Consider the following 20,913-nt stretch of genomic DNA (forward strand, 5'->3'; position numbering starts at 1 on the left):
ACCCCGATCAAAGGCGGCCGTGCAGGCCTATTGAATGCCCGTTGCCGCAATGTGCGGGTCCACGTTCATGCTGACTTCCGTCACCAGCTTGCGGCGCAGCGCCGTGATGTAGTCGCGCGGCCCCGCCGACGAAATCACGAAGGCCTGGGAGCCGCCGATAACCGACTGCGCAAAGTAGGACGCCAGCGGCTGCCCGGGGTCCTCGTCGTCCGTCGGAATGGCGATCGCGTTGATCGTGTATCCCTTGGCAATGGCGTTCTGCCGGCTCGGCTGAACGGGCAGCCCGTCATTGTTCTCGCCGTTGGCAGAGATGTCGATCACCTTCTTCATCGCGTTGCCCGGAAATTGGTCGAGCAGAAGGCTTCCGACATCGATGGCCGCCGAGACCGATGTTCCGCCGCGGCCTCGACGGAGATAGCCGGTGTCGCCGTTCGTCCTGATCACCGACGCGGCCGCCTTGGCGTCCTCCAGTCCGCAGATGCGGGTCCACGGCAATACGGTGCGCGTGTGGCCGGGACTCGACCATTCGAAATAGGCCACGCCGATGCAGCCGAGGTAATTCTGGGAGATGGCCCTGATGATCTCGGGCGCGGTGAGTGCCGCGGCATGGCCCTCGCGCTGCAGATCGGCAATCTTGGGATCGATTGAGGAGGAGAAGTCCACCGCGAAGACGACCGCGACGTCGACGTTCAGCATCGGGCTATCGACATTCGCGGCATTTGCGCTTGGTTCCCACAGCGCCAAGGCGGCGAGCGCCGCCAGCCCCAGCGCGGAATGGGCGCGCTTTGCCGGCTCGGCATCAAGCCGCGAGTCCGGTTTGCTTTGAAGGCGTTCGAACATTCTACCCTCCATCTCAACAACAGGTTTGTCTCGGTTGGCGGACGAGCGCGGCGCATCACCGGCAAGGATCATGGAACGCCTCCTCGTGAGCGGCGGTGGCAGGAGTTCGCCAGCCGGCTGGTGCACCTGCAAAGGCGCGGGCTCCCGCGTCGGAAGCGCCGGCGTCGGGTCGCGAGGCGAGGCGCACCGGCGCTCGGGTCGATATCGCGACCGACAGGATCGAAGCGAGGATGATCGCCGCGCCCAGCGCTCCCACCGCCGAGCACTGTTCGCCGAGGAAGATCGCCGCGCCCATGGCGCCGAAGACGCTTTCGGCGCTGACGATCACGGCGGCGTGGCTGGCTGATGTGAAGCGCAGGGCGGCAATCTGTATGCCGAAAGCGACGGCTGTGGAGAACACCCCGAGCACCACCAGTTCGGGGCCAGCCTCGGAAGCCGCCGCGAATGACAGGTTGCCTTGCATCGCCCCGAGCGGAAGCGCGAGCGCGGCGACGGCGAGGAACTGCGCGGCCGCTGCCGTGAAGGGACGGGCATGGGTCTGCATGTGCCGCTCGAGCTCGACCGCCCAGAGCGCATAGGAGCCGGCCGACAGGAGGGCGGTGATGTCGCCGCCGCCGAGACCGGCAATCCCACCTGAAAGAAACAGGCAACCGACGACGGTCGATCCGGCGGCAAGTATGAGACCTGTCGTCGGACGTTCGCCCATGAGCAGCCAGGCGGCCAGCGGCGTTATCACTGTTGCCGTGCTTATCAGGAAACTTGCATTGGTGACGGTGGCGCCGAGGTAGCAGAGCTGCTGCAGCATGATGGAGACGGCAAACAGCACGACCACTCGGATGAGGCTGGAAAAATGGCCATCGCCGGCAGGCAGCCGCCTTTCAGTCAAGATGAACGGCAGCACAAGCAGCCCACCGATCAGACAGCGCAGGCCAACCGCGCTCAATGCATCGAGATGATCGAGCACCGTCTTTTGCGCCACGTTGCCGAAGCCCCACAGCGCGGCGGCAAACAGCAGCAACAAGTTGGCTGTGAGCTTCGACATCCGCCGCACCCCCGGACCGGAAACCTGTGGCAGGTTTCAGTCATCCCTAATTCAGCGAAGCCTAATTGATGTATCGTCACGGCAGCGCTTGGGGGCGGGGCTGCGGAGTTTCCGTTGCGTTAGTTTTGAGTTAGAATTTCGTCATTCTGAAAAGCTGTTCAAGCAAATGCGAAATGGGGCAGGCGTCTCCGGCAGTAAAGTCTCACTCTTCGGTGGTTTCCAGATTGAAAAGGAAGCCGGGGGTCCCGTCTGGCTGACCGGAAAGCGAGGTTCAGCGATCCTCGCCTATCTCGCCCGCTGTCCGGGCATGGCGGCACCACGGGAGCGGCTGGCTGACCTCTTGTGGAGCGATAGCGACAGCGAGCACTCGCGCAACAGTCTGCGGCAAACGCTCAGCGTCCTGCGCCGGGATCTGTCGCGAGCGGGCATGGATATCGTCCATTCCCGCAAGGAGCTTATCGGCCTCAGGCCGGACGCGGTGCGGGTTGACGTCGAGGACTTCGAAACGGGCCTGTCGGCCCGTTCCGCGCCGGAGCTCGAAACTGCCTTGGCACTTTACACCGGGCCATTTCTCGATGGCTTTTACCTAGGAAGCAACGCTTTCGATGATTGGGCGGCATTGGAGCGCGAAAGGCTGCTGAGCCGCGCGCTTCTCTCGATGGAGAAGCTCGCCCGTCTCGTGGATGCTGAAAACGGACTGGCCGTGGCTGATCGAATTCTGGCCATGGAACCGACGCGAGAGGAATCTTATCGGCTGAAGATGGAACTGCTTGCAGCCTGCGGCCAGCGAGACAAGGCATTGCGAACCTTCGAGGCTTGCAGAAGCGTGCTGAAGAAGGAATTCGGTGTCGACGTCGGCCCGGAGACACGAGCGCTCTGGCAATCCATCTCTGCTGCCGATGTCTCGTCGAGTAAGCAATCGGCAAATAGCGTTGCTGCCGTTCAGCGTCTCGGCCGTCCATCCATCGGGGTCGCCGAGTTCGTGAATCTGACGGGCGAGCGCGGCGACGATTTTTTCGCCAAGGGTCTGGTCCATGACATAACCACGGCGCTTTCCGAGATGGCCGACTACGCCGTGCTCTCAGGGCTCCCGCCGCTTAAGGAGGACGGCAAGGAATCCAAGGCGTCGGCAGCCCCGCGGGCTCGCTACATGCTAAACGGCAGCATCCAGAGGTCCGGGGACGAACTGAGGGTGAACGTTCAGTTGGTAGACGCTGCCGATGGCCACAATGTCTGGGCGCAGAAATTCGATGGCCACTCGGAGGATGCGCTCGAATTCCAGGACAGGATCGCGCAGGCAGTTGTGCTGGCGGTCAGCCTCGAGCTTCAACTGACCAGCTGGAAGGTCCGCGACAAGAGCCCGGCGGGCACCCCCGAAGTGCGCAGGTTGGTGAATGAAGCTCTGATGAAGTACTTCGAGATGACCCGGGACTCGCTCCTGGTGTCGAAGGAACTCGCCGAAAAGGCCCTGTCGATTGCGCCCGAAAATGCTCGGGCAAAGCGAACACTGTCCATCGCGACGACCATGGGCCTTGCATTCGGCGCGCTGCCAGGCAAGCGGGAGCATGTCGACAACGCGATCCGGCTTGCCGAGGACGCGGTAAGGGCGGTGCCGGACGATGAAATCGCCCGCTGCATCCTGTCGTTTGCCTATTTGCGCGATGGCCGGATCGACGAGGCGATCGTCGAATGCCGCCACGCAGTCAGCCTCAATCCGAGCTATCCGAGTGGCCACGGTGATCTCGGAGAGCTCTACGGCCTGCGTGGCCAGGTGAGCGAGGCGCTGCGCGAGGCCAATGAAGCGATACGGCTCGGCGCGCATGATGTAATCGACTTCTGGCGCCATCATGGTCTGGCCGTGGCGCTGTTCGCCGGCGGCGACGACCGCCGGGCGCTCGAAGTCGCCCGCAGGGTGGTGAGGACAAAGCCGGGTTTCGTCCGCGGCGCCCTTTATTGGGCGGCCGCGGCTTCGGCGACCGGAAACAATGAAGAAGCCTCACGCGCCATCCATCATTGCCTGTCGCAACTGCCCCATCTCAACCTCGAAAATGTCTGCCCAGGGTTCCTGCCGCGCTACGTGCGGGACGATCATCACGCCCGGTTCCTCGAAATGCTGGCGAGAGCCGGCCTTCCCAATTCCTAAGGCGCGCCAGCATCGCGCTCATCCTCGAGCGCGGCCCGCACAAGTGCGTTTGCTGCCCACAACGACAGGGCTTCGCCCTCCGCGGCGCCGAGGCCGCAGACATCACGCTGGACGATCAGTGCCTCCCAGCCGATCACCATGGCAAGCGCGCCGACGAGCCGGTTCCAGCGCTTCGGGTCCAACCGATCCCGCAACGGCGACAAAGCGGACTCGATCCATTCGACCCGGCGATAGCCGCGGCGCGGCATGCCCTCCGCCGGCGGTTCTCCATCGACCGTGAGCTTGATCAGCGAGCGGCCGAGCTTTTCGATCTCGGGACTGACGTGATGCAGCGCGCGGACCAGATGCTCCACGCGGGCCTCGCCATCGTCGCTCGCCTGCTCGATGGCGCGATCGACCGACGCTTGGGCGAGCGCGCCGACTGTCGCGTCGAGCAGCAACTGATCGAAGCTCGGGAAGTAGAGATAGACGGTTCGCCGCGAGACGTCCGCCGCGGCGGCGACGTCGTTTACGGTTGGCGTCTCGCCGCGGGCGAGCAGCGCGATCGCCGCATCGACGATCGCTTTGCGGGTGCGACGCTTCTGTGCGGCGCGGGGGTGCGGATTGACATTCATACGAGCTGAGTATACCGAAGTGCATTAATTGCACAAGAGTGCAATATGATATCAGACTCTTTGAAAGGGGCTTTCATGACAATCTCCAACCATACCGCCGCCGAAGCCAGTTTCCTGGGGCCGGGCGAGGGAGAAGCAATCTGGTTTCTGAGGAACCGCATGACGGTAAAGGCCACCGAGGCCAGTACCGGAGGTGGCTTCGGCCTGCTGGAATCGCTCATCGCGCCGGGTTTCTCGCCGCCGCTGCATATCCATCGCTGTGAGGACGAGTCCTTCTACGTGCTAGAGGGGGAATTGACGATGAAATGCGGCGATCGCACCTTCCGGGCGACCGCGGGCTCATTCGTGTTCCTGCCGAGAAACGTTCCCCACACATTCGTGGTCGAAGGCGACAAGCCTGTGCGGATGCTGACGCTGCTGACGCCTGGCGGTGGTGAAGGGGTTTTCATCGACGGCGGACGGCCGGCCGAGGCGGAAGGATTACCGCCGGCGACGCCGCCCGACATCGAGGCCTTGAAGCGTGTGAGCGCCCGCTATGGGGCCGAAATCGTCGGGCCGCCGATGGCACCTGCGGCCAGCCATGCAGCGGCCGGCGCTTAGAGCATTTTGCAGCCAAGTCGATCACTTGGCGTCACAGAAAATGCCGCTAAAGCAAACAGATAGAGCGGGATGAGCATCCCGCTCTAGACGTGAACTCATTGACGGGCAGAAGCGCCAGGACGTGAGATAGCGCGAGCGGGGGGTCGACTTTTCGAATAAAGTTCTCTTTCCGATCATCTGAGGGCGCTAAGATGTTAGCCTCTGACCTTGAGAAATTTGTCGAGCAGGATCATCTCGCTTTAGATGCCTTTGTGAAGGGCGATCCTGAACCTCTGAAAGCTCTCTATTCGCGACGGGATGACGTCATTATCGCTAATCCGTTCGGGCCGCCGGCGAAGGGGTGGGAAAAGGCCGCCGCGACCATGGAACGGGCTGCCACCAATTACCGGGACGGCGAGGCCACCGGCTTTGAGCGCATCTCCGAGTACGCGACGGCGGACTTGGGATACACCATCGAGATCGAGCGGTTCCGATCCAAAGTCGGTGGTGGCGACAAACTGTTGCCGATTGCGCTTCGGGTCACCACCATATTCCGGCGGGAAGAAGGCGCGTGGAGGATCGTCCTTCGTCATGCCGATCCGATAACCTCAGCCCGCCCGCCGGCGTCCATAGTCGGAGAGTAGATGGGTTGCCGGACCCGTCTGGGTCTTACTCGATGAGAGCCGCAGTTTGCGCATCTACCTTGCTACAGATGCACGAACGCGGTCAGCGGCAAATGATCGGAGGCGACCCGCGAGAGGGGAGTGTCATGCGCTTCCACGGCTGAGACCATGCCGTTCCAAAGGATCGCTACTTCGACGCTTGTTGCCCCGCCGACCTCTCAAATCACCTCCACCGCCGCCGCGAACACGTAGCCGGCGCCGCGTTCGGTAATGATGAGCTTCGGCTCGCTCGGGTTGGCTTCCAGCTTGCGGCGCAGGCGCAGGATCTGCACGTCGATGCTGCGGTCGAACACCTCCTCGTCGTGTATCCTGCTTGCGGCAAGAAGCTGCTCGCGGCTGAGGATCTGCTGCGGCGACTGCAGGAATGCCGCCAACAGGTTGAACTCGCCCGCGGTCAGCGGCGTCGCCTCGCTCGCAGGCGACGTCAGGCGGCGCGTGCGCATGTCGAGTTCCCACCCGGCAAAGCGGTAGCATTTATGCTTCTTGCCGCGCGCATGCCGTTGCGTCGCCGCGCCCGACCGCCTCAACACGGCGCGAACGCGCGCTAGCAGTTCCCTGAGGCTGAAGGGCTTGGTTATGTAGTCGTCCGCCCCAAGTTCCAGGCCGACGACGCGATCCACCTCGTCACGCCTGTGGCCGGTGATGATGATGATGGGCGCTTCCGGCGGGCTGCCGAGTTTCCGCATGATGTCGAACCCATCCTCGTCGGCAAGCTTCATGTCGAGGATCATCAAGTCGACGCTCCTTTCGTGGAGGACGCGCGACATGGCCCGGCCGTCGGCGACGGCGCTGACCCTGAAGTTCTCGCCCTCGAGGTAGTTGACGAGCATGGCGCGCATGTCAGGGTCGTCGTCGACGACGAGGATATGCCGTCCCGCCGCTCCCGACTTTATCCTGCCCTCTGCCTGTTCTTCGAGACGCGTGTTCCGTTCGGCTGGCATGTCGCACCGTCCGCAAGCATGGAACCCATGGCCTGGCCGTTGCTTTTATAGAACGTCATTAAACATCGATTTTCGGCGATTTATTGGTAAGCGCCGATGATCTACTTGGCCGGCCCGAAGGCTCATTCGATGGCGCATAAGCAGACTGGTAAGGTTCGGGCGGGGCTTTTTGTTCCGCTCTGCCTGGCAATGGCCGCCCCTTTTGCATGGATCCAGGCCGGTCGGCCTGCTCCCGAGGCAACTGAGCCGATCGCTCCGCTGGCGGGCGTTCAAGCTTCCGATCCGGCCAGGGCCGCGCTTGGCGAAAGCCTCTTCAACGATCCCCGGCTCTCGCATGGCGACCGGCTCGCCTGCAGTTCCTGTCACCGGCTCGATCTCGGCGGCGACGACGGCCAGGCTCGCTCCGTGGCGCAGGATGGCGGCCGGCTCGATTTCAACGCGCCGACGGTTTTCAACGCCGCACTCGATTTCCGGCTGAACTGGCGCGGCAATTTCCGCTCCTTCGAGGAGCAGAACGAGGCGGCCCTGCTCGACAGGAGGCTCATGAATACGAGCTGGGAGGAAGTATTGGCGAAACTGCGCTCGGACCCCGGCTATTCCGAGCGGTTCGCGAAGCTCTACGGCGCCGCCCCTGCACGGACTGATGTCCTCGACGCCCTGGCCGTCTTTCAGCGCTCGCTCATCACGCCCGATGCCCGTTTCGACCGCTATCTCAAGGGCGAGCGCAATGCCATCACGCGCGACGAGGAAGAGGGCTATCGGCTGTTCAAGGCCTATGGCTGCGTCGCCTGCCACCAGGGCGTCAATATCGGCGGCAACCTGTTTCAGAAGTTCGGCATCTTCCAGGACCCATTTGCCGGCCAGAAAACCGTTACCGCGGCCGATCTCGGCCGCTTCGCCGTCACCGGCGTCGAAGCCGATCGACACGTGTTTCGCGTTCCGAGCCTGCGCAATGTCGCGGTAACGGCGCCGTACTTTCACGACGGCCGCACCGCCTCCCTTGGCGAAGCGGTGAGGATCATGGCGCGCAACCAGCTCGGCCGGGAGCTCGATCAGCATGACGCCGATCTCATCGTCGAATTCCTCGGCACGTTGACGGGCCGGTATCGCGGCCGTCCTTTGACCAGTACAGCCGATCGTCCACGGCAATGAAATCGCTCCCCATCCTGGCGCCGGTCGTCGCCTGCCTGCTCATCGTGCTCACTTATCTTCTGGTGCAGGGTGCGGCGCCCGATGCCGCGCGCCACGAGCGTACCCTCGACGCTCTCAGGACCGTCATTCTCTATAACGCCGCGCTCCAGCGCGATGTGCTGAGGGCGCGGACGGGCCTGCTGCACGACTACGACCCACTCGTCCGCTCGATCGACAGGCTGGACGAGGCGACGCTGGCCCTGCCGGCCGCCCGCGACGTCGCAAGCGGCGAGGCGCGGGCGGACATCGACCGTCGCGTGGCTGGGGTCATCGCTGCGGTGCGCGACGAGGAGACGCTTGTCGAGACGTTCAAGTCGGCCAACGCGCTACTGCAGAATTCCCTGAACTATTTCAACTACATGAGCGGTCGGCTTGCGTCCGAGGGCAACGGCCTTCGCACGGTTGAGATCGGAGCCCTGACCATCGCCATGTCGCGGTTCATCGGCGATCCCCAGCCGGAAGAGGCGATGGCCGTGACCGCCGCGCTCGACCGCCTGGAGCACCCCTCGATCGACACCGCGCGTGCGGGCGATGTCCGGTCGCTCGGCTCCCACGGCCGGCTCATCGTGTCGAGACTCCCCGAGGTCGATGGTCTCGTCTCGCGCCTGCAGGGCGCGCCGACGGGCGAGCGGGCCCGCGCGCTCCAGGACGCCTATCTTGCGGCGCATGGGCGCGTGGCGGCGCGGGCGGCGCTGTTCCAGACGTTGCTCTACATCGCCGCGCTGGTCTTGGTGGGCTATGTGGCCTATCTGCTCGCGCGCCTGCGCCGCAATGCGGAAATCCTGCGCCAGCGGCTGGAATTCGAGGGCCTGGTCGCGTCGATCTCGTCCCAGTTCATCAACCTGCCGCGCGATCGCATCCGCTCCGATATCGGCAAGGGCCTTGCGCGCCTGGTGGCGCAGTCCGGGCTCGACGGAGCACAGATCGTCGTCAGCCGCGCGGGCGACGCCGGACCGTCCGGCGGCTATGCCTATCGCCGCCGGGGCGTGGATGTGCCGGCGCGCTCGGCGAACGACATGATCGAACTCGCCTCACGCTGGACACTCACGGACAACGTGCTCCAGGGTTGCATCTCAGTCCCTCGCGTCGGCGAGCTGCCGGATGGCCTGGAGAAGGCGCGCCTCCAGGCCTGGCGGCTTCGCTCCTGGCTATGCATACCGCTGTCGCACACCGGCGAGCGGCTGGGCTTCCTGGCTCTCGATACCGTGACTCACGAAAAGCATTGGGCGGACGACGACATCGCCCTCTTGCGCACCGCCGCGGAGATTTTCGCCAATGCCATAGCGCGCGAGCGGAGCGAGCACGAACGCGAGGCGCTGCAGGCCCGGCTCAACCAGTCGCAGCGCTTGGAAGCGATCGGAACGCTGGCCGGCGGCATAGCGCACGAGTTCAACAACATCCTCGGCGCCATCCTCGGCTACGGCGAGATGGCGCTGGCGGTGCTGCTCAAGGATTCGCGCGCGCGGCGCTATGTCCAGCAGATCATGAAAGCAGGCGAGCGGGCGCAGGACGTCACCGAGCAGATTCTTGCTTTCGGTCGCCGCCGGGAACGGCGGCATCGCGCGCTGACCGCGCAGCCCGTGGTCGCGGAAGCTGTCGACCTGCTGCGCGCCTCGTTCCCCGCCACGCTTTCGGTGGAGACGCATCTTGCCGCCGCCGATGCCGTGATGATGGGCGACCCGACCGAGCTTCAGCAAGTGGTCATGAATCTCGGCGCAAACGCGGGGCAGGCGATGAACAATCGCGGCGTCCTGCGGGTCGAGCTCGACACGACGGCTCCTGCGGAGGCCAGCATGCTGTCGCACGGCAATCTGCCTCCCGGCCGCTACGTCCGCCTTGCCGTCAGGGACGGCGGCAGCGGCATGGATCAGGCGACGCTCGAGCGCATCTTCGAACCGTTCTTCACCACCAAGCCGGCGGGGCAGGGTACCGGGCTCGGCCTGTCCACAGCGCACGGCATCGTCGCGGCTCATGGGGGCGCGCTGGATGTGCGGAGCAAGGTCGGCGAAGGCACGATGTTCGAGATCTATTTCCCGCAGGTCGAGCGCGCCGCCGAGGATGCGCACGAGGGTGAGGCCGCCGACGTTCCGATCCAGTACGGCAGCGGTGAGACGATCCTTGTCGTCGACGACGACAGGCCGCTCATGCAGCTTGCCGAGGAGATGCTGGCCGCACTCGGCTACGAGCCGGTCGGCTTCGACCGGACCCCGGCTGCCCTCAGCGCATTCCGCACCGATCCGGAGCGCTTCGACCTCGTGCTGACCGACGAGGTGATGCCTGACATGACAGGCATCGAGTTCTCCGGCCAGTTGCATCGGATCCGGCCGGATCTGCCGGTCGTGCTGATGACCGGTTACGGCCGGCCGCTGAGATCGCGCCAGCTGACCGCGGCCGGCATCAGCGAAGTCATCAAGAAGCCGCTGCTGTCGGCCGCGGTCGCGCAATGCCTCGCGCGCCATCTGCATTGACGCCGACAGCGGCCGGCCGACCGGCTGCCATCCCCGTTGCGATTGTAACCAAACTCCCGCCTCCTGAAATCAGCCCGTAGCGGGCTTTCCCCGACAGTTCCGCCGTGACCTGGGCCGCGATCCGAAACCTCTAGATCGGGAAAAATCGTGGCCGATCAATCAGCTGCCGAGCGCCTGGGCATTGCGACCGCCGACGAGATCGGGATCGACACCTTGGCCGAACGGCTGTGCCGCGAAGCGGTCGAGCAGCGGGCCTGCGTGATGACGCCGCCCTTCGTCGGCGCATGGACGAATATGCCGCCATGGCCGGAGGCGGCGGGCGTCTGAGCGGCCATCTCCTCTCTGCGAGAAATGCCCTGCAGGTCAGAGATGCACGAACGCGGTCAGCGGCAAATGATCGGAGGCGACGCGCGAGAGCGGCGTGTCATGCGCTTCCACGGCTGAGACCATGCCGTGCCGGTTGCCCATGATACGGTCGAGCGCCAGCATCGGCAGGCCCGACGGAAAGGTGGGCACCGCCGGCGGCGAGGGGCCAAAGGTTGTGTGCAGCGTGTTGAGCGCCGAGCGGTTGCCGAGCCGCCATTCATTGAGATCGCCGAGCAGAAGCGTCGGCCTTTCGTCCAAGCTGCTCATGATATCGAGCACGACGCGAGCCTGTTCGGAGCGTGAGCGGCGCAACAGGCCGAGATGGGCCGCGATCACGCGCAGCGTCCGGTGCTCGTCGAGATCGATTTCGGCGACCAGCGCCCCGCGCGGCTCCAGGCCCGGCAGCCTGATCTGGTGGACGTCGCGCACGGTGCCGCGCTTGAACAGAAGCACGTTGCCGCGCCAGCCATGTGCCTTCCCGTTTCCGGTGATCGGTACCGGCACCAGCCCGGTTTCGATTTCGAGGCGGTTGAGGTCGAGCAGCCCGGCGCGGTCGCCGAAGCGGTTGTCGGCCTCCTGCAGGGCGATCACGTCGGGGCTGATTTCGCGGATGACGCGCGCGGTCCGTTCGGGGTCGAATTTGCGGTCGACGCCAATGCATTTGTGGACGTTGTAGGAGGCGACCACCATCTCGGCGCCTTCAGTCCGCTTGCGCGGCGTCGACATCGCCTTGCGTGCTTTTCTGCCGCGGATCGACAGGAGCACGGTCTCCGGAAGGCTGCGTCCGTTTCTCTGCATGGGTCTGCTGCTCGTCTTCCTCGTCTATAGATAGGGCGATCCCAACCACAGCAATCGGTCGAAGACACGAATGGCAAACGGGCGAGCCTTGAGCGTCTGCAGCGTCACCGGTTGCGCGCAAGCGATCGCTGCGCCGATACGGGCTTCGATCTCGGTGGCGAAGTCGGCATCCAGAATCTCCATGTCGATCTCGAAATTCAGCCTCAGCGAGCGGGCATCGAGGTTTGACGAGCCGACATAGGCCCACACGCCGTCGATCGCCATCAGCTTGGAATGGTCGAACGGGCCTTCGTGGCGCCAGACGCGGCAATAGTGCTTCAGCACCTGGTCGAACTGCGCCGTCATGGCATGGTCGACAAGGAAAAGGTTGTTCACCGCCGGCACGACGATGTCGATCTCGACGCCGCGCCGGCCGGCCGTGGTCAGCGCGCTGATCAACTCGCGGTCCGGCAGGAAATAGGGCGACATGATGCGGATCGTTTTGCGGGCGACCGAAAACGCCCCCATCATGAGCTTGTGGTTGGTTTCGTTCGAGGCATCCGGGCCCGTCGCCACGGCTCTGACCAGCATCGGCTGGCCGGGCGGCGGTGCGGTTCGTTCGACTTGCCAGATATCGTCCTTCAGCGCTTCGTTGCCGGCGAAGCGCCAGTCCTCGGCGGCGACCGAGAACAGGTCGGCCACCACCGGTCCGGTAACCTCGAAATGCGTATCCCTGGAACTGTCGGAGCCGGCGAATTCGGCCGAGAATCCCTTGCGGATGTTCATGCCTCCCGTGAACGCCACCGTGCCGTCGACGACCAGGATCTTCCTGTGGGTTCTGAGATTGGCATAGGGAAGTCTCAAGCCCATGACGATGTTGCCGTTGAAGAGATCGACGGCGACGTTTTCCTCCCTGAGCTGCTTGAGGATGCTGGGCACCGAATAGCGCACGCCGACGGCGTCGATCAGCACGCGCACGGTGACGCCGCGTTTGACCGCGCCGGAGAGCGATTGGACGAACATCTGTCCCACCGCGTCATTGTCGAAGATATAGGTCTCGAGAAGCACGTTTTTTTGCGCGCCGTCGATCGCCCGGCACATAGCGGCATACGCTTCGTCGCCGGTTTCAAGCACGGCGATCGTGTTTCCGGAGCTGAGCTGGCGTCGCGCCACCCTGTCGCCCAGCGTCTTCAGCCCGATGAAACGCTGGCCATATTGGGCGTTGATCAACGCCTCCATGGCCACGTCGCGGTCATGCTTTGCCTCGGCGGCCTCGCCGGTTACCGGCCGCATGGCGCTGATCGTCGCGCGGCGGATGCGGTTGATGCCGGCGATGGCATAGATGATCGCGCCGAGGAAGGGCGACAAGAGCATCACGCCGACCCAGCCCGTGGCGGCGCGCACGTCCTCCTTCGTCATGATGGCGTGGACGATGCCGACGGCCGCCATCGCCAACGACAGGAGAAGGATAAGTGTAGACCAGTGACTCGCTATCGCCTGCAACATCGGCCCGAATATCGAGCGAGGACGAGCGGAAGGCAATGCGGGTGGTCAAAGCAAGACGAGGACAAGCTCTTGGCGAGTGATCGGGAGGCCGGATTGGCTACTTCCGTGATCGTCGCTTGTGACCCTCAGCCGACGTCCGTCTTCCGACGCGAACGGCAGCTTTGCGCCGATGTCGGCCATTCAGATCAATGCCATCTCTACCAGAAAGCGGACGTTGATCTGCGTAAGACTGTAAGTCGCGGTTGCACCGAGGCTGTCTTTTCCCGAAGCCGCGCCGGTCGAGATTGCCGGCAGAGACGTGATGCACCGTTGACTACGCCACGTCTGCTGCGATGAACCAATCGTTAACCTCCCGCAATTCCGCACGGGCCTCTTCGAACCTACCCTGTGACCGCAATAGCTTCGCCAGACTATTGGTCGCCTGCAACTCCCAACTCCTGGCGTCCTGCTGCCGCGCAAAGGCAATCGCCTCGCGGAAAGAAGCCTCCGCCGCTCTGTCTCCTGCTCCATTTGCAAGTTCGATCTCACCGCGAATGCGAAGCAAGGCAGCTGTAAAGTAATGCTCGCCGATCTTTTCGGCCTCGCGCAGACCTTTCTTAACGGTCTCCGCCGCTATATCGAATTGCCCGGAGTTCATGAGAGCCTTGGCGAGCAAACCTAAATAACACGACTTGTCGACCTCCTGATCTTCAAGGTCACTTTCGGTCAATGTCATCATGTGGCTTCCCCCCGGACTGTCATCGAGGCCAGATGCAGCCAGGCCGCCAAAAAAGCGCGCCACCCTTGCCCAGAGATTGAAGCCGTTTTCCTGCGCCAGCGGCAGGAGTTCATCCGCCAGTCGGGCGATCAAACTGCTCTCTTCGCGGAAGGCGAACAACACGCACCCGTTTCCCAAGCAGGCGGCCAAGCGATATGCGGACTGCTGCCGAACGGTCGCCTCCGCCTCTCGGTAGAGTTCCAGCGCTTGATGGCGATAGCCCAGGATGTGCAAGGTCCAGGAAAGATAGATCATGGCCATGCTCGGGAAGTCGCTGCCGACCTTGTCTGCACTGCCCTTGTGGCTGAGAGCGCGCTCAAGATATTGCCGGGCCGCCACCAGCTCGCCCTGGCAGAACAGAGTCATCCCCTTGAACTGCAAACCTATGACGAGCGCGTTCAGGTAGCCGCCCTGCTCGCCGACCCGGATTAACTCATCGCTGGCCGCAAGGGCCTTGCCAAACTGGCCCGAGTTGAAATGGGTGCCGAAAAGCCCGTCGAGCGCCCTGATCGTCGATTCCGGTTCGCCAAGCTTCCCGCTCAGTGCTATGGCCCGCTGATAGGCGGCACTGCCTTCGCCCGTCACGTAGCCTTGCGCCGCGTAGAGCACGTCGCCCAGCTCCAGTTCGAAGCGAAGCAGCCTGCGGCTGCGATCGTCGGATTCGGGCAAGAGCTTCGCGGCTTCAAGGCCCTTCCTGAAGGTACGCACCGCGTCAGCTTTTGCCCAGGTCTTGGCCGCCTTCAGCCCTGCCAGCAGCCAGTAGTCAGCGGCGCGATCGAACAGACCTGCGTCGGCGAAATGCTCAGCGAGCACTTCGGGATAAGCTGCGTTGTGGTCGCGCAGTTCGAGACATTCGGCAATCAATTGGTGAACATGCTGTGCACGTTCGTGCAGAATCGTGCCTCTGGCGGCCTGCTGCAGGAGCACATGGGTGAACGAAAAGCCCGCGCCGGCCGTCCCTCGCTCGGCTACGATCAGCCCCGTGCGCATCAGGTCGCCAACTGCGGCGCGCAACTCCGCGTCGGGCCAATCGCAAATCTCGCGCAGGACGTCGAAATCGAATTTGCGGCCGATCGCCGCTGCGATCTGCGCAACTTCCTTGGCGGGCCCCAGCCTGTCGAGGCGGGCAAGCAGCGAGAACTGCAGGGAGTTTGGAATGTTGTTCGTAAGAGACGAACGCTTCGGCTGAGACGCGTCCAGCCGCAATCCGGTTTCGACCACACTCCGAGCAAGCTCTTCGATATAGAGCGGGACGCCTTCACTGCGATCGAGCACCACTGAAACATCGGCAGCGAGCGCATTCGGACTAATGTCATGGACAATCGCCTCGGCATCCTCGCGGCCGAGCGCTTCAAGCCTGATGTGATGCACATCCGGCCTGTCGAACCATGGAACGGTTGCGTTGTTCCTGCTCGATACGAGTAGCAGCGCGGGAGTCGAAGCCAGGCTGGCGACGATTTTGTCGAGAAGCTCGCGCGAGGTCGCGTCCGCCCATTGCTCATCTTCGAACAGGATCAGGATCGGGGTAGTACGCGCCAGATAACTGACCAGATCCATGAGCGCTTGCTCGGCGATGTTTCGCTGTCGTTCGGCGCTTATTCCGTCGAGCCTGTCCGGCCTGGTCGTAGGTATGCCGAGCAGGCTTGAGAAGATCGCCAGCGCGACGTCGCTGGACACCGAACCGATCGACAATCCGTTGCTGAGCTTTCGCAGCTTTTCTTCCGTCGAATCACCGTCCTCGATCGTTGCGATCCTCTGCAACTCTGCGAGGAACGGATAAAGGGTGCTGTTCTCAAAGGTCGGAGAACATTGCATGGTCAGTTGCGGAAAGCTGCGCAGGCGCCGCTGGACCTCGTTGAGCAACCGGGATTTGCCGATCCCCGATTCCCCCGAGACCCACACCGCATTGCCGCGCCTGTCGCGTACGACGGTCTCCCAGCGCTCCATCAGCAGTCGCAGCTCGGCATTGCGGCCGCACAGCTTGGTCATATGCGCACGCTTTGCAAAGCGGGTCGGCACCATGCGCTGCCGTTGCACCTGCCAGACCTGGACTGGCTCGGCGAATCCCTTCAGCTCATGTTTGCCGAACTTGGTGAAATCAATCGCGCCGCTCGCGGCCTCGAAGGTCGCCGCGTCGACAAGGATCGTATTCGGCTTGGCCAGTACCTGCAGCCGCGCCGCCAGATGCGCGACGTGGCCGAAGGCGACGGTGGACACGCCGCTCGGCGCACCGACGAACTCCCCCACCACGACCTGGCCGCTCGCGATACCCACCCTCACTTGCAACGAATATCCCTGATTTGCCGAGATGGTGGCCACTGCATCGACGATCTCGAGTGCCGCCAGCACTGCGAACTCGCTGTCGTCCTCGCCAGCTATTGGATAGCCGAAATAGGCCTGCATGGCGTCGCCGATGTAACTGGCTGTCACACCCTTGCGGCGCCGGACGACGCTGCTGCAGGTCTGCAGAAAGCTCTCGATCAGGCGTTGGAAATCCTCAGGATCCAGGCGGTCGGCATATTCGGTTGATCCCACCATGTCACAAAACAGTATGGTGAGATAACGCCGCTCTGCGACAGACTTCGCCGGGCTGCTCGGCAAAATCGGGCTAGCCAATGGATCCGGCGTGGTCACGCTCCGGGACCCTCCTTGGTGCGGCGACCATGTAGCACCCGGTCATGTTATCGCAAATCCCGGCGCTCACCAGCCGCTTTCGATCGCGCCAAGCGGATCATCGAAGCTCGCCGCACTGAACATCGGCGTAGATCAAATGATCTGCTTCGCTAAATGCCGCTTGGCTCTGGTCGAAGCAGAACCGTTTGGGCACCAAGCGGATCAAGGTGCGTCGGTTGCACTGACCAGGCAGGTCGATCTGGAAGGTGCGCGGCGACATCGACGGCGTCGGATCGCTCCATTTCGTGTGACCGGCAAACGAAACGTTCTGGATCAGCAAGCTGGAGCCGGCTGAGCTGACTGGACCGGAGATGGCCTCGATGCTGGTGCCCTTTGCCTGCTCGATGCTCGGATAGTCGCCGCTTTGCGGCGGATCCCCGGTTGCCGGAATGGCGCCCGCGCTGATTGCCACATTGATCCTGATATCGTCGCGCTCCGGAACACCGCCGTAGCTGTTGCGAAAGGTCCAGCTTACGCGAAGGAGGCGCGTCTTCATCCCCTCTCCGGGCGGTGGAGGCAAAACCTGAATCTTTGCATCGGCGAGCGAAGAGCCTCCATCCTCCGCCTCTGGCGCCGGGCAGCCAGTGTAGAGCGGGCGGTAGCCGCACCCAGAGCCGCCGGCTCCCCATAAACAGTCGCTCAGCTTCCGCCAGTCTTCTGAGCTCAGTCGCGGCGTGCCGGAGGACAGGTCATTGCCGGAACCCGGCAACATCCAGGGATGGATGCCGCCGCTGCCGACCGCCCAGTCCGTCCGGTGTGCGGCTATCTCGGCGTAGACGATCTGTTCCTCGTGCAACTCGAGCAATTGAACCCAGGTTGGCAACGTGACCGTCGGCTCATACCCCGCTGCGTCCGCGGCAAAACGGCGGCCCGTGACTTGTGTGGTAAGCGTGTGGCAGCTCGTGCAGTTGCCCGTCGGATCTTCGACCGTCCTGGCTTGGCTAAGTTCATTGCGGTAGGTGCCGGTGTAGCCGGAGCCGACCACGCGGAACGGCGCGCCCGGCAACCGGGGCCGGCGCGGTAGAAAATCGCCCAGGCTGAAGGCGGTCGATCTGGAATCGCCGCCTGAACGGAAACCGACCCTGCTCTGCGCAATGTGTGGATCGATCACATAGGGGCTTTTGTTGTCATGGCATGCATGGCATGAGATCTGGAACGTCGGATCATAGATTTTCTCCGCCGCAGCCCGTCCGACTTCATCGGAATAGCTGCGCCCACCCGGCGGAACGAAGGGCTTTGTCCAATCGAACTCGCTCCGGTCCTTGCGGCCGTCGAAGAAGACGATTTCTCCGGATTTCCGATTGAACCCGATGGTGCCGAAGACAGAAAACCTCGGATCCGACCGCGTCCAGTAGGGATCGGTGCTGACCTCCTGGCTGATATTGGATTTTCTGCAGAGGAACAGCCATTCAACGTTGCCGCGCACGACCCTTACGACACGTGAGTTCAGCCCACAGTAGGTCGTGCTGCCAGTCAGCGAAGGCTTGTCGCACTTGGGCAATGTCGCCGTCCACTTTACCACCTCTCCGCTTACGTTCCTGTGCTCGAACTCCAGCGGAGAGCCTGGTTTTGTCGGATTGGGCTTGAGGTCGACGACATTGCCGTCAACTTCCAGTGGGATGACCTTCATTTGTGGGCTGTCGCAATCGCCGTCGGGAATAGGACCGAACACCGCCCGCGCTTCATCGCCAGACCTGGTTATGACGTCGGTGCTCTTCGAGGCCGGCGCCCAAAAGATGTCAGGGTTCCATCGCGTAACAGCTTTGGCGAACGACTTCGAATGCACGTCGTCCTGATCGGAGCCTTGCCTCTCGCCGGCTCGCGGCGTCGATACGAAAGCTGCATGTCGAAGCCCGATAGTCCCGGACAATAGGAGAAACGCAATGCCGAGGACAGCAGCGATCAGCGCAACGGCACGCATTTCAGCCCACTGGAGCGTGCCAGTGAACCCATAGCCGATCTCTGGGCGTCACCGCTTCTTGGCTGCGACAGAGCCAGCAGCATAGTCGGCGTGGATTGTAAGCGATTGAAATCGCCACGTGTCGTCGTCGCCCTTTACAAAAGTCGCCCGGGCATCCGCCGAATAGTCAAGTACCGGTGCTGGAGAGTGGGAGTCCTGCAAAGTGACCAGGACTATCGATTTGGTGTTCACCGTCTTGCCCGTGTCGTCAACATTGAACAAGGTGTTGGTCACGAGATGCCGGGTCTGGAGGTGATCTGTTTCCAGTTTCTTAACTATTATTTTCATCTGCTCAAGAAGATCGTCTGGAGATTCCGGACCAAGGTCGAGTGTCAACTTGAGGATACTGCTGCTTGTACTGCAAATCTCGTAGTAAGACGATTTCGGTTTCGCAAATAGGCCAGCGAACGCGGCTGCATTTCTTTCGTCGATCGTCCAGGCATAGCGGGACAAAAGATCTAGAATTGCCTGGCGGTCTTCGGCCGGAGGATTCTTGATATTCCAGCCATAAGGAGCCTCTGTTCCGCATGAATCAGCTAGAGCAGTGCCGCCGAAAGCTAAACAGAACCCACAAATCAGGGCAAAATACTTCAAAATCGCGCAGTTAGTGATTATGCCTTTCCAACGCTCGCTCATGCTGGCCCCCTCTTATGGAGCTTGATGGGAAAGTACCTATCTATCTTATACCACCCCTAAAAAGGTGTCAGCCGAAATCGATGGCATGCAAGGCCACGGACATGATTTCGCGTTCCTGTTTTTTTGAATTTGCGGTAAGTTGCAATGCCCGGCCCGCAGCAATTTCATTCCTAACTTGCAAGGTAGGCCGTGGGCGCTTCTGGTATGTTATCGCAAACTAAAAACTCACGTAGACGAAGCAAAAAGTCTAAGCGTGGTTATATAGGAGCATAAAATGCCGAGTATCGTCCGAAATATTGCATTGCTACTTTCATGTTTTTTTAGCGTTGTGCCTTTGGCGTTCGCGCAGCAGAATCAGGAAATCGAGATAGTTCTGCAATCGCGCCTGCCTTCTTACGGAAACGATACCCCCCTTATTATTGACTTTACTCTCACCAACCGGTCGCGCAGCCCGATCAGGGTGCTCAGCTGGACCACGCCAATCAACGGCGTCTCGGGTGAAATATTTTCTGTGACGAGAGGGTCGCAGCCAATTCAGTATATCGGCCGTTTGGTGAAGCGTGGAGAACCGACAGAGGCTGACTTTATCAATATTGAACCCGGACAATCGATTTCGGTGCCCGTCGATCTGTCATTGTACTACGCCATCTATGAAGCAGGGAACTATGCGGTTACCTATGATACAGAGGGAGTGGGTCTGCTGATTGGTCGTCCAGGTGCCCTGAGACGCGCCCAAGTTTTGAGCAACGCCGCCACGTTCAGGCTTCTCACCGGTCGAATTCCTCCGGAACGGGTACCGCTCTCGGCGCCCAAATTCGACCAGTGTGACAGCTCTCAACAGGATGATATTGGCGCTGCGCTGGCGGAAGCAAACAACATAGCCTCGGCTGCCCTGCAGGTTTTGCAGGACACGCCTCCAGCCCAGCAGCCGAATTCCCAACGATATCTGACATGGTTTGGGGCGCATACCGTAGGACTGTATGCAAAGGTCACCGGAAATTTCTCGAAGATTTTGGATGCTCTTGGAAACAAAACAATATCGTTTGGATGCCACGGCAGCGAGTGCGAGCCAGGAGACTATTCATATGTGCACCGTGATCAACCTTACAGAATATTTGTTTGTCACAAGTTCTGGCTAGCCGCTATCAAAGGAACGGATTCAAAGTCTGGAACGATTATACACGAAATTAGTCACTTTTTTGTCGTCGCTTCAACAGGCGACTATTCCTATGGTGGTCAGAATGCCGCCAAGGTACTCGCGGTTGACAACCCGCCGAGAGCGACATCAAACGCTGACAGTCATGAATACTTTGCGGAGGATAACCCGGAGCTTCCGATGTGAGGAACACGACACGCAACTGAGCTAACATGGATGCGGCGGGTATTGCCATCGGAAATGAGCAAAGATCACCGAGGATCCAGCCTCGTTGACGCAAATCAGCATTCCGGCGAAAGGTAATTGGGAGAAGAGCCGCCACGAGCACTCGGAACAATCGCTACTGGGCCGTCGCGGCATCATCATTTGGACGGTGAGATTTGGGATCGTCCGCTTGCTTAGCGAACGCCATTTGTTGCCCAATTGATGATCGCAACGGGTCAGGTCGAGACATTGCGATCGCATGTTGAATGTCCGCTATCGCTCCCGCAAACCGAAAGCGGTCCGGTCGCTCTCGTGAAGAGTTTCGGGCGCCGGCAGGCGTACGAAAGTCCCCGAGGAAGGAACCCGCGGGCCACAGG

16 protein-coding genes and 1 pseudogene are annotated in these 20,913 nt (G+C 62.0%); 7 read left to right on the top strand and 10 right to left on the bottom strand.

Going from position 1 to position 20,913, the window contains the following annotated elements:
* Positions 1-27: 27 nt before the first annotated feature.
* Positions 28-912, bottom strand: a complete 885-nt coding sequence (locus RFM40_RS29715; protein WP_320278763.1) for a DUF1194 domain-containing protein — start codon at positions 910-912, stop codon at positions 28-30.
* A complete protein-coding gene (locus tag RFM40_RS29720; RefSeq protein ID WP_320229880.1) occupies positions 896-1,882 on the bottom strand; it encodes a DMT family transporter in 987 nt (328 codons plus the stop codon). Before RFM40_RS29720 ends, RFM40_RS29715 begins: the two co-directional genes overlap by 17 nt.
* 166 nt (positions 1,883-2,048) lie before the next feature.
* Here RFM40_RS29720 and RFM40_RS29725 point away from each other — a divergent pair, with 166 nt between their 5' ends.
* The gene (locus tag RFM40_RS29725) at positions 2,049-4,025 is read left to right on the top strand and encodes a BTAD domain-containing putative transcriptional regulator (protein WP_320278772.1); all 1,977 of its coding nucleotides are present in this window, start codon (positions 2,049-2,051) and stop codon (positions 4,023-4,025) included.
* Here RFM40_RS29725 and RFM40_RS29730 read toward each other — a convergent pair.
* Complete coding sequence (locus RFM40_RS29730; protein WP_126100592.1) at positions 4,022-4,639, bottom strand: TetR/AcrR family transcriptional regulator; 618 nt, start codon at positions 4,637-4,639, stop codon at positions 4,022-4,024. The two genes, RFM40_RS29725 and RFM40_RS29730, sit on opposite strands and share 4 nt — an antisense overlap.
* Before the next feature lie 75 nt (positions 4,640-4,714).
* Between RFM40_RS29730 and RFM40_RS29735 the strand changes: the two genes are divergently transcribed.
* Together RFM40_RS29735 and RFM40_RS29740 are read left to right on the top strand one after the other, a co-directional pair.
* Positions 4,715-5,239 carry a quercetin 2,3-dioxygenase gene (locus tag RFM40_RS29735; protein WP_320278764.1) on the top strand — a complete coding sequence of 175 codons (525 nt, stop codon included), beginning with the start codon at positions 4,715-4,717 and terminating at the stop codon, positions 5,237-5,239.
* Positions 5,240-5,430: 191 nt separating this feature from the next.
* Positions 5,431-5,862 (top strand): YybH family protein, encoded by a 432-nt coding sequence (locus RFM40_RS29740; protein WP_320229882.1) that lies wholly within the window; start codon positions 5,431-5,433, stop codon positions 5,860-5,862.
* A 62-nt stretch (positions 5,863-5,924) separates the two neighbouring features.
* Here RFM40_RS29740 and RFM40_RS29745 read toward each other — a convergent pair.
* Both RFM40_RS29745 and RFM40_RS29750 read right to left on the bottom strand, forming a co-directional pair.
* Positions 5,925-6,017, bottom strand: a pseudogene (locus RFM40_RS29745) (endonuclease/exonuclease/phosphatase family protein); the annotation flags it as partial.
* Positions 6,018-6,059: 42 nt separating this feature from the next.
* On the bottom strand, positions 6,060-6,842 hold the full coding sequence (locus RFM40_RS29750) for a response regulator (RefSeq protein WP_320278765.1): 783 nt from the start codon (positions 6,840-6,842) through the stop codon (positions 6,060-6,062).
* A gap of 96 nt (positions 6,843-6,938) precedes the next feature.
* Here RFM40_RS29750 and RFM40_RS29755 point away from each other — a divergent pair, with 96 nt between their 5' ends.
* From RFM40_RS29755 to RFM40_RS29765, 3 genes are all read left to right on the top strand, one after another.
* Positions 6,939-7,994 (top strand): cytochrome-c peroxidase, encoded by a 1,056-nt coding sequence (locus RFM40_RS29755; protein WP_320278766.1) that lies wholly within the window; start codon positions 6,939-6,941, stop codon positions 7,992-7,994.
* On the top strand, positions 7,991-10,501 hold the full coding sequence (locus RFM40_RS29760) for a two-component system VirA-like sensor kinase (protein WP_320229885.1): 2,511 nt from the start codon (positions 7,991-7,993) through the stop codon (positions 10,499-10,501). Before RFM40_RS29755 ends, RFM40_RS29760 begins: the two co-directional genes overlap by 4 nt.
* Positions 10,502-10,648: 147 nt before the next feature.
* Entirely contained in the window at positions 10,649-10,828 is a 180-nt protein-coding gene (locus RFM40_RS29765; RefSeq protein ID WP_320278767.1) for a hypothetical protein, read from the top strand.
* 36 nt (positions 10,829-10,864) lie between these two features.
* Here the strand turns inward: RFM40_RS29765 and RFM40_RS29770 are convergent, their stop codons facing one another.
* From RFM40_RS29770 to RFM40_RS29790, 5 genes are all read right to left on the bottom strand, one after another.
* Positions 10,865-11,665 carry an endonuclease/exonuclease/phosphatase family protein gene (locus RFM40_RS29770; RefSeq protein ID WP_320229887.1) on the bottom strand — a complete coding sequence of 267 codons (801 nt, stop codon included), beginning with the start codon at positions 11,663-11,665 and terminating at the stop codon, positions 10,865-10,867.
* A 24-nt stretch (positions 11,666-11,689) separates the two neighbouring features.
* Positions 11,690-13,150, bottom strand: coding sequence for a phospholipase D-like domain-containing protein (locus RFM40_RS29775; protein ID WP_320229888.1), 1,461 nt, complete (start codon positions 13,148-13,150; stop codon positions 11,690-11,692).
* A 313-nt stretch (positions 13,151-13,463) separates the two neighbouring features.
* The gene (locus RFM40_RS29780; RefSeq protein ID WP_320278768.1) at positions 13,464-16,541 is read right to left on the bottom strand and encodes an ATP-binding protein; all 3,078 of its coding nucleotides are present in this window, start codon (positions 16,539-16,541) and stop codon (positions 13,464-13,466) included.
* 97 nt (positions 16,542-16,638) lie between these two features.
* Entirely contained in the window at positions 16,639-18,501 is a 1,863-nt protein-coding gene (locus RFM40_RS29785) for a hypothetical protein (RefSeq protein WP_320278769.1), read from the bottom strand.
* Between the two features lie 48 nt (positions 18,502-18,549).
* The gene (locus tag RFM40_RS29790; RefSeq protein WP_320278770.1) at positions 18,550-19,176 is read right to left on the bottom strand and encodes a nuclear transport factor 2 family protein; all 627 of its coding nucleotides are present in this window, start codon (positions 19,174-19,176) and stop codon (positions 18,550-18,552) included.
* A gap of 274 nt (positions 19,177-19,450) precedes the next feature.
* Between RFM40_RS29790 and RFM40_RS29795 the strand changes: the two genes are divergently transcribed.
* Positions 19,451-20,518, top strand: a complete 1,068-nt coding sequence (locus RFM40_RS29795; RefSeq protein ID WP_320278771.1) for a M35 family metallo-endopeptidase — start codon at positions 19,451-19,453, stop codon at positions 20,516-20,518.
* The last annotated feature ends 395 nt before the right edge of the window (positions 20,519-20,913 follow it).

Origin of the sequence: Mesorhizobium captivum (assembly GCF_033977165.1) — a bacterium.
Classification (GTDB): Bacteria; Pseudomonadota; Alphaproteobacteria; order Rhizobiales; family Rhizobiaceae; genus Mesorhizobium; species Mesorhizobium captivum.